The sequence below is a fragment of the Flavobacterium sp. genome (assembly GCF_035456085.1).
Classification (GTDB): Bacteria; Bacteroidota; Bacteroidia; order Flavobacteriales; family Flavobacteriaceae; genus Flavobacterium.
The window spans coordinates 22,585-39,921 of the sequence record NZ_DATIDY010000190.1 but is presented as its reverse complement, the minus strand read 5'-3'; the positions used below and the strand labels follow the sequence as shown (position 1 = coordinate 39,921).

The window sequence follows — 17,337 nt, the reverse complement described above, 5'->3', positions numbered from 1 at the left end:
TTAGTTAGTTTGTCTTTTAATAAACCAGCAAAAGAGTTTTCAACTTTTGGCAATTCATAATAAATATCTTTGTATGAATATCCAGCAATAGGATTAACTACTGCAGCTGTTCCAGCTCCAAAAATCTCTTTCAAAGTTCCTGTTTCTGAAGCTTCTACTAATTCGGAAACCAATACAGGGCGCACCTCTACATTGATACCTTCTTTTTTAGCCATATCGATAAGGCTTTTTCTAGTAATACCATCCAAAATTCTTTCACTAACAGGAGCGGTCAATAAAGTGTCATTTATTCTAAAAAACACATTCATTGTACCAGCTTCTTCCAGTTTTGTATGTGTAGCGTCATCTGTCCAGATAACTTGTTGAAATCCTTCTTTATTTGCTAATGTTGTTGGGTAGAATTGCGCAGCATAGTTACCTGCAGCTTTTGCAGCACCGATACCTCCGTTTGCAGCTCTACTATAATGTTCTGCGATTAATACTTTTACCTCTCCAGAATAATAAGCTTTTGCAGGAGATAATAATATCATGAATTTATACTCACTAGAAGGATTTGCAACAACTCCGGCTCCGGTTGCGATCATGAAAGGTCTAATGTATAAACTACTTCCGTTATCATTTTTTACCCAAGCTTCGTCTAGTTTTAATAATTGCTTCAAGCCTTCCATAAAGACAAATTCTGGAACTTCAGGCATAGCCATTCTTACTGCTGAACTATTGAAACGTTTATAGTTTTCATCTGGTCTAAAAAGCCAAATGTCGTTATTGTTATCTTTGTAAGCTTTCATACCTTCAAAAATAGCTTGGCCATAGTGAAACACTTTTGCAGACGGATCAAGTAAAAGTGGAGCATAAGGCTTAATGACCGGTTGTTGCCATTCTCCATTAATAAAATCACATTCTAATAAATGATCTGTAAATACAGCTCCAAAAGATAAATTATCAAAATCAACTTCGTTTATTTTTGAAGTAGCTGCTTTTTTTGTCTCTATTTTGTTGGTTTGAGTGGTGCTCATAATTAATGCATGTATTATTTTAAAATAAAATTGTTTTTAATAATAAGCTTCGCAAAAAGAAAATTATTGTTGCTTACTATTATTGTTGCAAAATTAAACAAAAATCAGATAAATTCTTGTCAAAAAACCATTAATTATGATGTTTAATTATGATTTAGTTATTGTATAATTTTATATCGAAAATGATGTTAAATTCTGTTGATTATATAAAAAATATGGTTTTTAGGTAACGATAAGAAATTCTTTTATTTAATTTTGAAAGCAATATAGCGGCGCAAATGCTATATCAATTCAACTACAACACTTTGGAAAGAGAAATTATACGCACCTCCGATGGTTCTACCACAATACACATAAAAGATTGGGACGAATGTTATCATTCGAAACATGGAGCAATACAAGAAGCCAAACATGTTTTCATAAAAAATGGATTAGCATTATTCCCCAATCAAAAAGTTTCTGTTCTTGAGATTGGTTTTGGAACAGGTTTGAATGCTTTTATAACTTTTTTAGAAGCACAAAAATTAAATCAGACAATTGATTATGTAGGTGTCGAGGCTTATCCAATTTCTGAAGCAGAATTGCAATCAATGAATTATTCGGATGAATTGAAGGCTGAGGATTCTAAATCTATATTTGATAAAATGCATGTGATGAGTTGGAATGAAAAAAATGCATTGTCTGAAAGCTTTAGCTTGACCAAAAGGAAACAGTTTTTTGAAGAAATTGATGATATAGAAAAGTTTGATTTAATTTATTTTGATGCCTTTGGATATCGTGTTCAACCAGAATTATGGAGTGTAAATGTATTTGAAAGAATGTTTAAGTCTCTCAAAAGTAATTCTGTATTAGTAACTTACGCAGCGAGGGGTGTCATAAAAAGAAATATGATAGAAGCTGGATTTACAGTAGAAAAATTAGCTGGCCCTCCTGGAAAGAGAGAAATGTTCCGGGCAAGAAAATAATTTTAATATCTATATTTTGTAATACTTTGCAACTATAACGTTGTAAATTTCCTATTTCTGTGTTAAAAAAAATGTTGGTATTTGAAAAATAATGTACATTTACAACATAAGGAATCGAGATATAACCCCAAAAATCTTAATTTATATGTCTAAAATAATGTTTGATTATACAAAATCGGTACTAGAAAGAGTTAGTTTTGACCCAGTACTTTTTTGTAAAGAATTAGAAAAAGCAATCAGAACTCTGTTGCCTTTTGAACTGGATCAGTTAAGAGAGTGGTTGTTTAATTTCACCATTGAAAAACCTGAATTAAAGCAGTGTCTAGTAATTGTAAACCCATAACGAAAAGAGGAATCAATAATTTGGTTCCTCTTTTTGTTTCAACATAAAATAACAAATATGTACTTTGTAATATTTTACTTGATTTTTTTGTTAAAAAATTGTATTTTATCGTCAGTTTGTGTTTTTTATACGTTAAAAGACTTTGAGAGTTTAAATTATTTAAATAGATTTGCAACTGTTTACTAATTTAAATTTAAACCTTTTTGTTGTATATCTGGAATTAACTGGAAATATACAAAACGGTACTCGAAAGAGTGGCTTTGATACCGCACTTTTTAGTAAGTTGTTGAAAAAGCTATAAATGCTTTTAACTTCTTGTAGTAAGTTAGAAGTAAAAAAAAGGAACCAAATTTGGTTCCTTTTTTTTGTTGCATCATTTCTTTAAAAGTGGACTAACAATTTGAACGTTTTGAAAAACAATGGCACCTTTTACAACACCCGAAATGGTATTTCTTAAGGCATCGATAATTTGTATTTTCAATTCACTTTTTGGATAGATTAAGCTTACTTCACGAGCTGGTTTCGGCTCTTTAAAATGTCTCAACTTTAATTTGTCTGAATCTTTCAAATCCAATGTGTGTAAATAAGGAAGTAGTGTTGTGCCTAGTCCTTCATCAGCTAATTTTATTAATGTTTCAAAACTTCCGCTTTCAATTTGAAAAGGTTTAAGATCTGTTTCGTTTCTATTTTTACACAAATTCAGAATTCCGTCTCTAAAACAGTGTCCATCCTGCAACAGTAATATTTCATTAATATTAAGATCTTCTATTTCAATTTCTTTTTTCTGGAAAACTGCATTATTTTCTGGAATGTAAGCGACAAAAGGTTCAAAGTATAAAACGATTTCTTTTATCTTTTCATCTTCTAACGGAGTAGCAGCAATGGCTGCATCCAGATTTCCATTCTTTAATTTTATGATAATTTCTTCGGTATTTAATTCTTCAATGATTAACTTTACCTTCGGATATTTTTTAATGAAATTATTCAAAAACATTGGTAATAATGTTGGCATAATCGTTGGAATAATTCCAAGTCTGAATTCACCCCCTATGAATCCTTTCTGTTGCTCAACAATGTCCTGAATCCTATCGGCTTCATTAACAATGTTTTTGGCTTGAGATACAATTTTTAATCCGATATCTGTAAGCTGAATTGGTTTTTTGGTTCTGTCGAAAATTTGAATATTTAGTTCTTCTTCGATTTTCTGTATTTGCATACTCAAAGTTGGTTGAGTTACAAAGCATTTTTCGGCAGCCAGAGTGAAATTTTTGTGTTCAGCTACAGCCAATACATATTTGAGTTGTGTAATTGTCATTAGATAATATATTTTTATGCAAATATAAAAACAATCAATTTAATTTATAATTGTTTTTTGCGATTATTAGATAATTTAGATTGAAATAATAAAGCGAATGAAATTTTCCAAATGTTTGGAAAGAAATATAAATAAGAATATGAAAATTAATGTTTTAGGGTTACCAGTAGAAGAATCAGAGGTAATAATTGTAGAATTAAATGTGTTATTATCAAATTACCAAATTTATTATCAGAGTTTAAGAGGTTTGCATTGGAATATCAGAGGAAGACGCTTCTTCGATTTACATTTGAAATTTGAAGAATTGTATAACGATTCTCAATTAAAAATTGATTTAATTGCTGAAAGAGTCTTAACGCTGGGCGGAAGACCATTGCATACTTTTGAAGATTATATAAAATTTAATCAATTGCCAATTGGAAAAAATATTTCAAACGACGAAGCAAGTATTCAGTTAATTGTCACTTCTCTTTCTGAATTATTAAAGATAGAAAGAGAAATTCTAACAAAAGCATCAGATATCAATGACGAAGGAACAAGTTCAATGATGAGTGACTTTATTGTTGAACAAGAAAAAACAATTTGGATGATGAAAGCTTGGTTAGAAGAAAGTTTGTAATCATTATAAATTTATAAATTATAATAGCCTAAATGTTTTTGTGATATTTAGGCTATTTTATTAATGTTAAAATTAGATTAATTTTGTAGAACTAATTTTTTTGTTCACACTCTATCTTCTATTTTTGTTGACATGAAATGAGCATTATTCAAAGATTAGTGACAATACTAAAACGAATGCGATTTACATATCAATAAAATATATTATCAAATATGAAAATTTTTGCAAGTATAATATTATTACTATTTGTTTTTTTCTTAGTAGCACCAACGATTTCGGTGTGTCTAAAAAAAGACAAGGATAATACTAGCCTTTGCGGAAATAGTAACTCTTCTAGCGAAGAAATTAAACATGACAAAAAGGATTATACTTTTGATTCTTATGTAGAAATTTCTTTTTTGGATTTTAAAAATGAATCTAGTCTTATCATTTTTGAAAATCTATCGAGACATGATTTAATCAGTGCCTCAATATTTATACCTCCACCAAACGCGATTTAGGTATTTCCCCTTTTTTTCATTATTATTAGAATTGGTTAATTAAGCAATTTAATTGTGTATTAGCTGTATTTGATGCTATTTGCATTTATTTGAACTAGATTGTTATTTATCAATAATCAGATACAAAAAAGCATTAGTGCACATAGTTTAATATGCATCTCTAATTACCATTCTTTTAATATTTGTTACTCAAATATTGATGAAATAATGGAATTTTTATAGAGTACCTATTCTCTGAATCTCTTTTGCTATTACATTTTTTTGTAATAGAAATTCTTTCAATCTTAATTTTTTAAAATTTTATTTTATGTCAAATAAAACTAATCTTTTCGCGCACTTCAAATCGGATTTTGCATCTGGTTTAGTTGTCTTTTTGGTGGCGCTGCCACTTTGTTTAGGAATAGCTATGGCTTCTGGCGCTCCTTTGTTTTCTGGAATTATTACAGGTATTGTTGGTGGAATCGTTGTTGGTTTTTTGAGTCAGTCAAATATTAGTGTTTCTGGCCCAGCTGCAGGTTTAACAGCAATTATCCTTACTGCAATTACCACTTTAGGGAGCTTTGATATGTTATTAACAGCAATTTTGATTGCTGGTGTAATCCAATTGGCTTTAGGCTTGCTAAGAGCAGGAAGCATTTCAAATTATTTTCCAACCAATGTTATTGAAGGTATGTTGGCTGGTATTGGTGTAATCATTATTATGAAGCAATTGCCTCATGCTTTTGGTTATGATGCCAATCATGAAGGGGAGCAAACTTTTGTCGAAACTACAGGTGATAATACTTTCTCAGCTATATTAAATATTTTTAATTATTTTCAATTAGGAGCTATTTTAATTGCGGCTGTTTCTATTGGAATTCTGATTATGTGGGATAAAGTTCCGGCTTTAAAGAAATTGAAATTAGTTCCGGGAGCTTTGGTAGCAGTAACAGTCGGGATATTGATGAATGAATTTTTTATTGCATCAGGTAGTTCATTAGCAATAGGAAAAGAGCATTTAGTTACATTACCAATACCATCATCATTTGATGAATTTAAGGCAATTATTGTAACACCAAATCTTGCGGGATTTTTGAATCCACAGGTCTGGGTAGTTGGCGTAACCATTGCTGTTGTTGCGTCTATTGAGACACTTTTATGTATCGAAGCTGCGGACAGAATGGATGTACACAAACGTTACACAAATCCAAATGTCGAATTAAGAGCGCAAGGAATTGGTAATATTGTGTGTTCATTATTGGGTGGATTACCGTTGACATCTGTGGTTGTTCGTTCTTCTGCTAATAACGCAGCGGGTGCTAAATCGAAGTTATCGACTATAATTCATGGGGTTTTATTATTGGTTTGTGTCTTAACAATTCCTTTTATTTTGAATAAAATTCCTTTGGCTACACTTGCAGCTGTATTGATTTTAGTGGGGTATAAATTAGCTAAGCCAGCTACTTTCAAACATTTTTGGAGTTATGGGAAATATCAATTTTTGCCTTTCATAGCTACTTTCCTTGGAGTTGTATTTACAGATTTGTTGAAAGGTGTAGTTTTGGGAATCATCATCAGCGTTATATTTGTGTTGAGAGGTAATCTAAAAAGAGCGTATAGTTTTAGAAAAAATGAATATGTTGATGGTGATATTATTCATATCGATTTAGCTCAGGAAGTTTCTTTCTTGAATAAAGCGGCTATCAAAATTACACTAGCGGGAATACCAAAAAACAGTACAGTGGTTATAGATGCCAAAGATACTGTTTACATAGCTCATGATATTTTGGATTTAATTAATGAGTTCAAAACAACGAGAGCTATTGATGATAATATTAAAGTAAAATTAATTGGTTTCAAAAAAGAATATGCTTTGGAAAACACGAACGAGATCCAAAATCATGTTTCTATCGAGCACCATTATGATTTTATTAAAAGGGAGATTGTCGAAAAAAAGGTTGTTGACCGTACTTTCTCAGAATAATTTGTAATTTTAAAAACTGTAAATAACAAGCGATATTTTTAACTAACTAAATAGATATTAACTAACTACGATGAGTGATTTTTATAAAAAAATACTAGAAAATAATAAAAAGTGGGTTGAAGAGCAATTGAATTTAGATCCAGAATTTTTTAAAGATTTAGCCAAGAGTCAACAACCTCCATTGTTGTGGATTGGTTGTTCTGATAGTCGAGTACCTGCAAACGAAATTATTGGTGCCAAAGCTGGTGAAGTTTTTGTTCACAGAAACATTGCTAACATGGTAATTCATTCTGATATGAATATGTTGAGTGTATTGGATTATGCAGTCAACGTTTTGAAAGTAAAACATGTTATTGTTTGCGGACATTATGGTTGTGGAGGTGTAAAAGCTGCAATGGGTAACGATTCTATTGGAATCATTGATAACTGGATTCGTCATATAAAAGATATTTATCGTTTACATGACAGATATTTAGATTCAATTCCTGATGAAACTGATCGCTTTAATGCCTTTGTAGAAATTAACGTGAAAGAGCAAGTTTTTGATTTGGCTAAAACTTCTATCTTACAATCTGCATGGAAAAACGGGCAGGATGTGTCTATTCACGGTTGGGTTTATGGATTAAATTCTGGATTTGTAACCGATTTAGGTGTAAACTTCAGCTCTGATAAAGATTTGGATGAAGTATATCAATTAAATTTCAAAAAAATATAGTTTTAAATATTTAAGAAACTATTTCAAACATAAAGGCTGTCATGATATTGACAGCCTTTTTTATGATTAAAAATGATTTTTATTTAAATCATTCAGATGTTTTTATAATAGATATTAGTATGCTCAATCACCTAAATACTTAGTCATCAAGATCTAAATTTTCATTAAATGCAGAAGGCAATAGTTTTGGAATGAATTTTATTAAAATTGGCAATAATAAACTTCCTCCGGGTAATAAAAATATCGTTAGCGAAGGTATTGTTTTGCAAATATCCAATAACTGCTTTTTTACTTTTTTCTTTTCTTTTTCATTCAAATCTCGATGAGTGGAATGCGCTAAAAGCAACATTAATTCTTTACTTTCGAGAATTTCTTTAACTAATCTTGATTTGTTACGAGAAATTAAAGTAGTGACACTTCTGGTTGTTTGATCATAGAAATGCTTTACCGGATTTGAGTAATTAAAATATGGAATTTCGTTTTTGTGCTTACTTATAAAACTGTCGGTATTGCTAATGCTTAGTGTTACAAAATCATCATTAATTTCTAAAGTTTTTGCCAAAGTATGTAAAAAATAAGATTCATTATTTTCAATAACCCCATCACTCCATAACGACATTCCAGCGATATCTATTAAGTATTTTTTTTCAAGTTCACCAGTAAAATAATCTAGATCTAAAGTCTCTAATGTAATATTTTCTTTCTTAGAGAATTTACTATAACGAATAGAAGCTTCAAATAATTTAATTAATAAATCATCGTATTGTGATTTATTAGTCTTTATTTTTAAAGCTAAAACCACGATGTTAACAATCGTTTCTTCAATTTTCTTTAAATATTTTTCAGGAATTTGACCCTGAATCAAATATTGTCGAAAAGCCAAAACATCTATAAACAACAGCGCATTGGTAACCAAATGCGAGAAGCTTTTGTTGATTATATTATCATTTGTTTGAACGCGTTCGTCTATTATTTTTTCTAATGTAGATGCAGGTGAATTTCTTGTGACAATTTTTTTGAATAAACTGAATCCTTCCGGATGCATTTGTTTATAAAAAAGATTGGCTTGTTCAATAAAAATGGAAGGGTCTTTATCTTTATTTATTATCGAAAAAATCCCGTACAAAGCATTTAGTAAAGCAATTTTTGAAATTTCCTCTTTAAACCAGTCTTTGGTTTCTATTTCTAATGGAGTACCAAATGAAATGATATGGCCGTAAATAAAACCAGTATCTCTCAAATTTTGATAAAAGGCAGCCTCAGTTTCAGAAATATTATCTTCTGATAACTTTAGTTTTATAAAAAATTTTTCTATCCAACCAGATGCCGATGGGTTAATCATTGTTTAGATTTGATTATACAAAACTATGTTTTTTATAAATCTGTGCCTAATTCTAATAGTTATAAAATTGTTTATTTTGTTAAATAGCAATTTTAATGTTTTGCATTAGATATGTAATAAGAAAAAAAATCAGTAAACTTATAAACTAGCTAAATTAGTCTCTTGATTTTTTGTTTTGATTACAAAGGTCAATTATTGTAGTAATTCTAGCTTTTCTTGTTTCCTCTCTTTTTGCTTGGTTAAGCCAATAAAGATAACTTTTTCGATACGAAGGACTGAAGTTTTGGTAGTTGTCAAAAGCGGTTTTATTCTGTTCGAATGCAAGTGTCAGATCCTCGGGAATAGATAAACTTTCAACGGTATCTAATGAAGTCCAGGAGCCATTTTGTTTGGCGATTTCAATTTTTGCCAAACCACTTTCATGCATTAAATTGTCAGCAATAAGTTGTTCAACGTATGCCTTGTTGATTTTACTCCAAAAACTTTTAGTTTTTCTGGGAGTAAAGAGCTGTTTTCTGGTGTGCTCATCTATGTTTCTCACGGTAGAATCTATCCAGCCATAACAAAGTGCGACCTGAACCGCTTCTTCCCAACGCATACTCTCGAAAGGGCTACCGACTTTATAAAAAATTAAAAACACACCAGTTGACGTATTATGATTTTCATGTAACCATTCTCGCCAAGCTGCTGTGTTTTTAAAATAATGAACTTCTTTTTCTTTCAAGTTAGAAATGTTTTTTTTACTTAATAATTGCTGAACAAGCAACTCTTGCTCCAGCATTTCCTGCAGGTTGGCTTACATAATCATCTGCGCCTTGGTGAACTATAAGTCCTTTTCCTAAGATATCTTTTGTTGGATCATCACCTCCAATAGCCCATTCATCGGTTGTTAATGTTATAGTACCATTGCCTTTTTCATCTGCTGTAAAATTACCGATATCACCTCTGTGATATTCTGCATCACCCCATTTTCCGTGTTTTTTGAAGGTTGGATTCCAATGGCCTCCAGCCGAACTTCCGTCCGCTGCCGAACAATCTGATTTTTCGTGGATATGAATCGCGTGGACTCCAGGTTGTAATCCGGAAATTTTAGCAACAAATGTTACTTTTCCATTTTTTTCTGTAAATGTTGCAGTTCCTGTAACGTTGCTATTACTCTTGGACTCAAAAGTCAGATTTAAAGTTTTAGAATCTGTGGCTGTACTTTTACAACCAATAATGGCGATTATGACGACTGAAATTGTGAAGATTATTTTTTTCATAGTTTAATAATTTTAATTAGAATTATAAAATTACGTATAAAAAAGCGTATTAAAATAAACTATATGTAAATCTATTTTGATTTTTCCCCAACAAAATGGTTGGTAGGCGATTTGAATAAAATATTGAATGAAGTTAAACTTCCATAAATACGTGTGATGTATTGTTGTAATTCAATTTTTTCAATTTCCTCAATTTTACTGCTGTTTATTTTTTGCTCCATAACACGTAAACGGTCACGAACCATTATTATTTTATGAAAAAAAGTATCAATTGGAATCTCTTTGGATGCCAATCCAGCTTGTCCTGGTTCCAAAATCAGTTTTCCTCCTTTCCATTTGTCTCCGATAGGTACAATTTCAGAAACGTCAGACCATTTTTTCAAAAGGTCTCTTAACGATTGTTCAACTTCTGAGAAACTCACTGTATCGACTTCATCTACAGTTGCTTCAATAACTTTAAAATCATCGTTCAATGGAATGGTTTCAAGTCCATTTTCTATAAATGTTACCCAATATTCTTTGGATGAAACATTGGTAATTACTCCTTTTCCAAATTCTGGATGTTCAATGCGGGATCCTATTCCTAATAATGTCATTTTTTTTCTTTTTTACGAAAATAATTATACCTTTTTTAAAAAGCAAATTCAAAACTAATCCTATTTTTTCTTATTAATTTTTTTTATATTTACAGTAGGTAATTTTAATTCTAAATCAATAATTATGAGGAGAATAGTGCTGTTGATAACGATTATTTGCATGAGTTTTACTTCTTGCACAACAAAAAAGGCTGTTGTAGAATCTTCTTCGCTTGAAGGAGCTTGGGAGTTAAATTATATTACCGGTCCTAAAATTGTCTTTGATGGTCTATATCCTAATAAAAAGCCAACAATTGTATTTGATGTAGTTAATAAAAAAGTATCCGGAAATAACAGCTGTAATCAATATTTTGGGGCATTGATTGTTAATGGTAAAAATATCGATTTCAAAGATGCCAAAATGGGAATGACAATGATGGCCTGCGAAGGTACCGGACATACACTTTATATGGAAACGCTTCAAAAAATTGAAACCTATTCCATTACAGACGAAGGCAAAACTTTAAATTTTTTGATTGGAAACGTTGTTATGATGCGGTTCACTCACAAAAATTAATTATATCAATAAGAAGACTTTTTGCTGGCATAAGAATTGTAGTGTTTCAAACAAATATTTAGAGTAATTTTCAACTTCAATTAAGTGTTTACTCCAATGAATTAAGTGATTAAATAACATTAAATGACTTCATTATGAAAACATTAATTATGACTTTTTTTATCTCTTTTTCGATGATGATTGGTTTTGCACAAGAAAAAACAAAAAAACAATTAAAAGATGAAAAAAAGGCTACTCAGTTAAAAGCCACAGAAGCTTTGGTGGATTCCAGAGAATATGAATTTGAAGCGGATATGGCTTACCCCCAAGGAACCAGAAGTATTAATTTGACAACAAACCCAAATTATTTTAGAGTCAAAAAAGATACTATAGATAGTCAAATGCCTTTTTTTGGCCGTGCTTATAGCAATGTCGGCTATGGAAGTAATGAGGGAGGAATGGATTTTAAAGGTCTCGTAAAGGATTATTCTATAAAAAAAACAAGCAAAAATTTTACAATCAAAGGAGAAGTAAAAGGAGATTCTGATACTTTTGATTTTGTATTAACGGTCTATTATGATGGGGATGCTAATTTGTCAATTAGTTCTACTCATCGCAGTCCAATTAGTTACAATGGACGAATTCAAAAACTTGAAATCAAAAAAAATAATAAATAATTTTCAGGAACTTGTAGTTTGTAAACGCTTGATATAGTGTAATTAATGATTTTTTGTATTATTTTTATATCTGTTTAATAATTTACAGAATCATTAAAATGAAAAACTATATGTTTAAATTTTTAGTTCCTGTTATAATTACTTTTTTTTTCAATCAAAGTTTGATTACTGCACAAGTCAATTCTGATGCTGAGCAGTTGTGTCCTCCAAAAACCATTTTTGATATATTTAAAAAAAATGATTCTCTTATCGTAGTAAAACCTATAAAAAATAGTTTTTTGCTCATTGTTCCAATAATTGGAGTGCAACCAGCAACGGGCTTTAGTTATGGTGCAACTGCACAATATACTTTTAAGGGAAAAGATGTTCAGGATAAATATTCTTCTGCAAATATTGGAGTAGTTTTTACAACTAAAAAACAGTTAATGATTAACGTGAAAAATAACATCCTCTTAAACGACAATAAAGTTTACTTAAGCGGAGATTACAGGATGTATATTTTTACGCAACCCAATTACGGTTTAGGAACTAATATTATTCCAAGAAATGATTCAAACTTTGATATTGAATCAATTAAAGAGCCAATGGATTATAATTATTTTAAATTCCATCAAACAGTTTCTTGGGAAGTAAATGAAAATTTTTATGTTGGCGGTGGTGTTAATATAGATTGGTATTCTTCTATCGTTGATAAAAACCTTGATGTTGCAAGCGGAAAATTAACCAATCATTATAATTATAGTATTGCAAACGGATTTAATGATAAGGAATATTTTGTAAACGGATTGAGTCTTAATTTTATTTTTGATTCGAGAGATAATCAAATCAATACGAGAAAAGGTTGGTTTGCAAATTTAAATTATAGGTTTAATTGGGATATTTTTAATGATCAGAAATCCAGTAATGTATTGTATTCCGAGTTTCGGTATTTTTTGCCTTTAGATCCCAAAAGAGAACAATTTGTTTTAGGATTTTGGACTTTTGGACAGTTTGTAACTAATGGTGTTGTGCCTTATTTAAATTTACCAGCAATAGGTTGGGATCAGCGTAATCGTAGTGGCGAAGGCTATACGCAAGGATTATTTCGCGGAAATAATTTGGTTTATTTTCAAAGTGAATTACGATTTCCAATAACCTGCAATCAAATTCTGAGCGGAACTGTTTTTGTAAACTTAACGACTGCCAGTAACAAGTATGAAAATGTGAAGCTTTTCGAATATATTCAGCCGGCATTTGGTGTTGGTTTAAGACTTTTAATAGATAAAGCGACCCGAACCAATCTTGTTTTTGATTATGCTGTCGGAAATCACTTTAAGGGTTTTTATCTAAGTGGCGGCGAAACATTCTAAATGTTTTTTGAGTTTTTGTGACGAGGAAACATTCGGTAATAAATAAACTGTTTTTTCTTCTTTTTTTTATATAAAATAGTAAAGGCTAATAGGGATAAATCCTTATATTTGTTTCATACATAACTAAAAAACAAACAATTATGAAAAAAGTATTTTTATTATTGGCAGTAGTGTTTTCAACAACAATTTTTGGTCAGTCTACTCTAAAAGATGATGTCGATGTGGTACAATCTGTTTATGGAAAATCCAAGACAGAATTAGTAAATCAATATATGAGTTTAAAGGGAGCACAGGCAACAGCTTTTACTCCAATTTATAATGCTTATGAAGTTGAAAGAAAAAAATTAGGGCAAGAAAAAATTAAACTAATTAATCAATACGCTACAGATTATGAAGCTTTAACAGATGCAAAAGCTGATGCAATTGCCAAACAAGCTTTAAAAAATAATGCTGCCTATGATAAATTATATGCAACATATTACGAAAAAGTAAAAAAAGCGATCGGAGCAGTAAATGCAGCTAGATTTATTCAACTTGAAATTTATCTGCAAACCGAAATTAGAAGCAGTCTTCAAAATGCAATTCCTTTTGTCGGTGAGTTAGATATGACAAAAGTTAAATAAATTTTCTACTACCAAAGAAAGAGTGTAATCAAAACGATACACTCTTTTTTTTTTTATTTTACGAATAGTTAATTCAGTTTAACTTAGAAAAAACTGTTTGTTTTATAGCAGTCTAAAACAGTTTTTTTCAACCTAAAAACTTTTGATTAGTTGAAAAATCTCAACTAAAAACATCTGCCTGAAATTTTTTATTGAGTGTTCTAAGTAAACTCTTATTTCAGATTTTAATACATATGTTAATTTATTAGTCTTTTTACAATAAATCTGTCAGGTTACATTTCTTTATTTTAAAAAAAAATGTTAAATTTGAATAGATATAGCATGATTTTATAATAAAAAAATTAAAACATGAGAAATTTAACTTCGCTTAGAATTGCCTTCAGTTTAGCTTTTGTATTATTTGTTTTTTCAGATGTATGTGCTCAGGGATCCACTCGGGATTTTAAAAATTCTGTAAAATTTAATGTCACTAATACAATGCTGTATGATAATTCATTTCAGTTTTCATATGAACGAATTATCAAAGAAAATCAGTCTATAAACGTTTTTGGCGGATATCAGGAATTCCCATTATTTACAATAGATCTTGATCAGGTTAATTTTGCTAAAAATAGTAGCAGAACTGGATTTTCTATAGGCGCAGATTATAGATTTTATTTAGGAAAAATCAATAAACACAGTGCTCCCAGAGGTGTTTATTTGGCTCCATTTATAAGTTTTTTTCAATTTAAAACCGATAGACAATTAATTCATACAAACCCTGAAAATGGAGCTGTGAGCACATCCGATTTTACTTCCAGACTTAATTTGACCAATGTTGGCGGAGAACTTGGGTATCAGTTTGTTTTATGGGATCGATTTGTTATTGATTGTGTATTATTTGGACCTTCTGTAACTCACTACGGTTTTAATGCTAAGCTCGCAAATGATATTCCTGGATTGGATGAAAACGAGGTACTTCAAAAAATTATCCTTGCAATAAAAGACAAATATCCTAATATAGGTGATTTGACAAATGATGAAGGTGTTAAAAGATCAGGAGTACAATCTATTACAGCAGTTGGATTTAGATACAACATCAGTATAGGATATCGATTTTAAACTATAAAAATGAATACAAAATAACCTCAAATTTTTTGAGGTTTTTTTAATTTCAACTTTAAGAATGCTGTAAAAAGTAATTAAAATAATAATTATCTAATTTCTTGAATATGGTTTTAAGTTTTAGAGATGTTAAAAGAGATATTCTGTCAATTGCAACTTTTTTTATGCTTTGCAATGCTTTATCAGCTCAGGATTTGGAACCAAGAGCATACGCAAACATGCCAAAAGATGGTAATGTAATAGTTGGTAGTTATGGATTTATGAAAGGTGATGTAGTCTCTGAACCTACTTTGCCTATAGAAGATTTTATCATTTCAAGTAATAATTTAGCAGTAGGGTATATGCATACTTTTGGTCTGGCAGATAAATTGGCTAGGGTTCAAGTGGTGTTACCATTTGTAATAATGGATGGTCATGCTACCGTGAACGGCGATAAAATTACTGGAAACAGAACAGGATTTGGTGACATGAGAATTAGATTTGGAGTTAATTTACTGGGGTCTCCTGCTTTGGATAGAAAGGAATTTAGTAAATACCAACAAAAAACAATATTTGGTGTAAGTCTGGTAACATCAGTGCCAACAGGTCATTATGAATCTGATAAAAGAGTAAATATTGGCACCAATCGTTGGGGATTTAAACCTGAAGTTGGAATTTCAAAACGGTTTGAACACGTTTATGCCGAGTTATATTCTGGGGTTTGGTTTTATACAAAAAATGACGAATTTCTTGTTAATAAAGAAATGGATCAAAATCCTGTTTTTTCATTTCAAGGTCATGTGAATTATTATTTTAAAAATCAAATGTGGGTTGGTATCAATGCAAATTGGTTTAGCGGTGGAAAAACAATAGTTGATGATTTACCTGCAGGAAGTATAATCAATAGTTGTAGAATTGGAGCAACTTGGTCGGTTCCATTGTCCCGAAGCCAATCGGTTAAATTGCAATTCAATACAGGTGTTTTCAAAAGTTTAGGCCTAAATTATGATTCAGTTATGCTTTCTTATCAATATATTTTCTTTTAGAGCGATACTATTTTGTTTGAATTTTTAATTTAAAAAAGTTATTAATGGATTGTTCAATTTTGATAAAAATAAGAGGAGGGTCTGTTAGTTTTATAATAGCCTGCTTTTGTTACGGTCTAAGTTATTCACAAACTGATGATTCCGTTAGGATTATAAAATTGGACGAAGCAATACAATTAGGGATTCAGAATAATAATCAAATTAAATTAGCTAATTCGGATGTTGCTATTGCTAATGAAAATTTAGACCAGACCAAAATCGCCAAATCACCTTTGATTGGTTTGAATATGGGATATAGTTACATTGCAAATCCCAAAATTTATGAAGGGTTTTATGAAAAGAACATTTCAGTAGATTATTTTAATCATCAGGGTTCAGCGGGAATTTTAGCATCAGTGCCACTATATATTGGCGGTGTTATTAATAATCAAATCGACAAACAAAAATTAATTGTCAGTATGCAGGAATCGGTGGTAAAAATGACCGAAGCCGAAATAAAACAAACCATTACCTCACAATTTTTTAACCTCGAAAAATTGTACAAGCAAATTGAAGTTACCAAACAGAATATTATCAATACAGAATTACGAATAAAACAACTTAATTCAAGAGTGGCCAATGGTCAGAATCTAAAAAGTGATTTATTACGAACCGAACTGCAAAAATCTAATTTCGAAGTAGATGTTTTTCGAAATTCAAATTCTATTGAGCTCATCAGTAATTATTTGGATATCTTAATTGGGCTTCCGACGAACACCAAATTAAAACCAGTTTTAGATGGAATTTTGATCCCGAAAATGGATGCCAATTTAGAAGAAAGCCTTTCTGAAGCTTATCAAAATCGATATGAAATCAAACGTTCGGAAATCAATGTCAGAATAGCCGAATCCAATATGGATATTACCAAAAGCGCTTTCAAGCCTAATCTTAATGCAAACTTGTTATTCAATACTCAATATCCGGCTTCATGGCCAAATTATCCCAACATAGTAAATTATTGGGCTGCGGGTTTGTCGCTCAATTGGGATATTTCTAGTTTTTATAATTTAAAACATCGTGTTGGTAGCGATCAATTACAAATTGACAAAAGCAATATTGCCCTTGATGCGACCAAAGACATGATTAATCAGGATGTAAAATCGGCTTATGTGCGATTTACCGAAAGCGTTAAGAATATTTCGACTTTCAAAAAAGATGTGGACTTGGCACTTAGTAATTATAAAATTGTAAAAAGCCGTTATGATAATGATTTTGCCTTAATCAGTGATATTGTCGATGCCGAATTGCAATTGAATGAAGCCAAAATATCATTAAATAATGCCAATATCGATTCGATTATTCAATATTATTTCTTGCAATATGCAATGGGAAAACTTTAAAACTTTTTT

19 protein-coding genes are annotated in these 17,337 nt (G+C 30.5%); 13 read left to right on the top strand and 6 right to left on the bottom strand.

From position 1 onward, the window contains the following. Window positions 1-1,016: branched-chain amino acid aminotransferase (locus tag VLC96_RS14270; RefSeq protein WP_325263966.1), on the bottom strand; the 1,016-nt coding region annotated here is incomplete at its 3' end. A 305-nt stretch (window positions 1,017-1,321) separates the two neighbouring features. Here VLC96_RS14270 and mnmC2 point away from each other — a divergent pair. Continuing rightward, window positions 1,322-1,981: a tRNA (5-methylaminomethyl-2-thiouridine)(34)-methyltransferase MnmC2 gene (mnmC2, locus tag VLC96_RS14265; RefSeq protein WP_325263969.1), complete on the top strand. Its 660-nt coding sequence runs from the start codon at window positions 1,322-1,324 to the stop codon at window positions 1,979-1,981. A gap of 145 nt (window positions 1,982-2,126) precedes the next feature. Next, window positions 2,127-2,324 (top strand): hypothetical protein, encoded by a 198-nt coding sequence (locus VLC96_RS14260; RefSeq protein ID WP_219319001.1) that lies wholly within the window; start codon window positions 2,127-2,129, stop codon window positions 2,322-2,324. A 373-nt stretch (window positions 2,325-2,697) separates the two neighbouring features. On the opposite strand, the gene VLC96_RS14255 is transcribed toward VLC96_RS14260, so the two are convergent. Next, a complete protein-coding gene (locus tag VLC96_RS14255; protein ID WP_325263965.1) occupies window positions 2,698-3,639 on the bottom strand; it encodes a LysR substrate-binding domain-containing protein in 942 nt (313 codons plus the stop codon). A 139-nt stretch (window positions 3,640-3,778) separates the two neighbouring features. Here VLC96_RS14255 and VLC96_RS14250 point away from each other — a divergent pair, with 139 nt between their 5' ends. The 4 genes from VLC96_RS14250 to can all read left to right on the top strand — a co-directional run bounded on the left by VLC96_RS14250 (window position 3,779) and on the right by can (window position 7,436). Continuing rightward, on the top strand, window positions 3,779-4,258 hold the full coding sequence (locus VLC96_RS14250; RefSeq protein WP_325263964.1) for a Dps family protein: 480 nt from the start codon (window positions 3,779-3,781) through the stop codon (window positions 4,256-4,258). 212 nt (window positions 4,259-4,470) lie between these two features. Then, a complete protein-coding gene (locus VLC96_RS14245; protein ID WP_325263962.1) occupies window positions 4,471-4,758 on the top strand; it encodes a hypothetical protein in 288 nt (95 codons plus the stop codon). Between the two features lie 307 nt (window positions 4,759-5,065). Continuing rightward, window positions 5,066-6,721, top strand: coding sequence for a SulP family inorganic anion transporter (locus tag VLC96_RS14240; protein ID WP_325263960.1), 1,656 nt, complete (start codon window positions 5,066-5,068; stop codon window positions 6,719-6,721). 70 nt (window positions 6,722-6,791) lie between these two features. Next, entirely contained in the window at window positions 6,792-7,436 is a 645-nt protein-coding gene (gene can, locus VLC96_RS14235; RefSeq protein ID WP_325263958.1) for a carbonate dehydratase, read from the top strand. A 139-nt stretch (window positions 7,437-7,575) separates the two neighbouring features. Here the strand turns inward: can and VLC96_RS14230 are convergent, their stop codons facing one another. The 4 genes from VLC96_RS14230 to VLC96_RS14215 form a co-directional block, all read right to left on the bottom strand. Next, window positions 7,576-8,778 (bottom strand): LETM1-related biofilm-associated protein, encoded by a 1,203-nt coding sequence (locus tag VLC96_RS14230; protein ID WP_325263956.1) that lies wholly within the window; start codon window positions 8,776-8,778, stop codon window positions 7,576-7,578. 154 nt (window positions 8,779-8,932) lie between these two features. Then, window positions 8,933-9,559, bottom strand: coding sequence for a YdeI/OmpD-associated family protein (locus tag VLC96_RS14225; protein ID WP_325263954.1), 627 nt, complete (start codon window positions 9,557-9,559; stop codon window positions 8,933-8,935). Continuing rightward, a complete protein-coding gene (locus VLC96_RS14220; protein WP_325263953.1) occupies window positions 9,519-10,040 on the bottom strand; it encodes a superoxide dismutase family protein in 522 nt (173 codons plus the stop codon). Before VLC96_RS14220 ends, VLC96_RS14225 begins: the two co-directional genes overlap by 41 nt. Window positions 10,041-10,111: 71 nt before the next feature. Continuing rightward, window positions 10,112-10,636 carry a DUF8685 domain-containing protein gene (locus tag VLC96_RS14215; RefSeq protein WP_325263951.1) on the bottom strand — a complete coding sequence of 175 codons (525 nt, stop codon included), beginning with the start codon at window positions 10,634-10,636 and terminating at the stop codon, window positions 10,112-10,114. Between the two features lie 124 nt (window positions 10,637-10,760). Here VLC96_RS14215 and VLC96_RS14210 point away from each other — a divergent pair, with 124 nt between their 5' ends. From VLC96_RS14210 to VLC96_RS14180, 7 genes are all read left to right on the top strand, one after another. Then, on the top strand, window positions 10,761-11,192 hold the full coding sequence (locus VLC96_RS14210) for an META domain-containing protein (RefSeq protein WP_325263949.1): 432 nt from the start codon (window positions 10,761-10,763) through the stop codon (window positions 11,190-11,192). A gap of 134 nt (window positions 11,193-11,326) precedes the next feature. Next, on the top strand, window positions 11,327-11,848 hold the full coding sequence (locus tag VLC96_RS14205) for a DUF4251 domain-containing protein (RefSeq protein WP_325263948.1): 522 nt from the start codon (window positions 11,327-11,329) through the stop codon (window positions 11,846-11,848). 110 nt (window positions 11,849-11,958) lie between these two features. After that, window positions 11,959-13,197 (top strand): BamA/TamA family outer membrane protein, encoded by a 1,239-nt coding sequence (locus VLC96_RS14200; protein ID WP_325263946.1) that lies wholly within the window; start codon window positions 11,959-11,961, stop codon window positions 13,195-13,197. Between the two features lie 140 nt (window positions 13,198-13,337). Then, on the top strand, window positions 13,338-13,820 hold the full coding sequence (locus tag VLC96_RS14195) for a hypothetical protein (RefSeq protein ID WP_325263945.1): 483 nt from the start codon (window positions 13,338-13,340) through the stop codon (window positions 13,818-13,820). A gap of 348 nt (window positions 13,821-14,168) precedes the next feature. Beyond that, window positions 14,169-14,921: a hypothetical protein gene (locus VLC96_RS14190; protein ID WP_325263943.1), complete on the top strand. Its 753-nt coding sequence runs from the start codon at window positions 14,169-14,171 to the stop codon at window positions 14,919-14,921. Window positions 14,922-15,031: 110 nt separating this feature from the next. Beyond that, on the top strand, window positions 15,032-15,949 hold the full coding sequence (locus tag VLC96_RS14185; protein WP_325263942.1) for a transporter: 918 nt from the start codon (window positions 15,032-15,034) through the stop codon (window positions 15,947-15,949). A gap of 44 nt (window positions 15,950-15,993) precedes the next feature. Then, a complete protein-coding gene (locus VLC96_RS14180) occupies window positions 15,994-17,328 on the top strand; it encodes a TolC family protein (RefSeq protein ID WP_325263941.1) in 1,335 nt (444 codons plus the stop codon). The last annotated feature ends 9 nt before the right edge of the window (window positions 17,329-17,337 follow it).

Excerpts from the sequence above, each read along its gene's own strand:
- VLC96_RS14260 (WP_219319001.1), top strand. The coding sequence starts at position 2,127 with ATGTCTAAAATAATGTTTGATTATACAAAATCGGTACTAGAAAGAGTT.
- VLC96_RS14255 (WP_325263965.1), bottom strand. The coding sequence starts at position 3,639 with ATGACAATTACACAACTCAAATATGTATTGGCTGTAGCTGAACACAAA.
- VLC96_RS14250 (WP_325263964.1), top strand. The coding sequence starts at position 3,779 with ATGAAAATTAATGTTTTAGGGTTACCAGTAGAAGAATCAGAGGTAATA.
- VLC96_RS14245 (WP_325263962.1), top strand. The coding sequence starts at position 4,471 with ATGAAAATTTTTGCAAGTATAATATTATTACTATTTGTTTTTTTCTTA.
- VLC96_RS14240 (WP_325263960.1), top strand. The coding sequence starts at position 5,066 with ATGTCAAATAAAACTAATCTTTTCGCGCACTTCAAATCGGATTTTGCA.
- can (WP_325263958.1), top strand. The coding sequence starts at position 6,792 with ATGAGTGATTTTTATAAAAAAATACTAGAAAATAATAAAAAGTGGGTT.
- VLC96_RS14230 (WP_325263956.1), bottom strand. The coding sequence starts at position 8,778 with ATGATTAACCCATCGGCATCTGGTTGGATAGAAAAATTTTTTATAAAA.
- VLC96_RS14225 (WP_325263954.1), bottom strand. The coding sequence starts at position 9,559 with ATGCTGGAGCAAGAGTTGCTTGTTCAGCAATTATTAAGTAAAAAAAAC.
- VLC96_RS14220 (WP_325263953.1), bottom strand. The coding sequence starts at position 10,040 with ATGAAAAAAATAATCTTCACAATTTCAGTCGTCATAATCGCCATTATT.
- VLC96_RS14215 (WP_325263951.1), bottom strand. The coding sequence starts at position 10,636 with ATGACATTATTAGGAATAGGATCCCGCATTGAACATCCAGAATTTGGA.
- VLC96_RS14210 (WP_325263949.1), top strand. The coding sequence starts at position 10,761 with ATGAGGAGAATAGTGCTGTTGATAACGATTATTTGCATGAGTTTTACT.
- VLC96_RS14205 (WP_325263948.1), top strand. The coding sequence starts at position 11,327 with ATGAAAACATTAATTATGACTTTTTTTATCTCTTTTTCGATGATGATT.
- VLC96_RS14200 (WP_325263946.1), top strand. The coding sequence starts at position 11,959 with ATGTTTAAATTTTTAGTTCCTGTTATAATTACTTTTTTTTTCAATCAA.
- VLC96_RS14195 (WP_325263945.1), top strand. The coding sequence starts at position 13,338 with ATGAAAAAAGTATTTTTATTATTGGCAGTAGTGTTTTCAACAACAATT.
- VLC96_RS14190 (WP_325263943.1), top strand. The coding sequence starts at position 14,169 with ATGAGAAATTTAACTTCGCTTAGAATTGCCTTCAGTTTAGCTTTTGTA.
- VLC96_RS14185 (WP_325263942.1), top strand. The coding sequence starts at position 15,032 with ATGGTTTTAAGTTTTAGAGATGTTAAAAGAGATATTCTGTCAATTGCA.
- VLC96_RS14180 (WP_325263941.1), top strand. The coding sequence starts at position 15,994 with ATGGATTGTTCAATTTTGATAAAAATAAGAGGAGGGTCTGTTAGTTTT.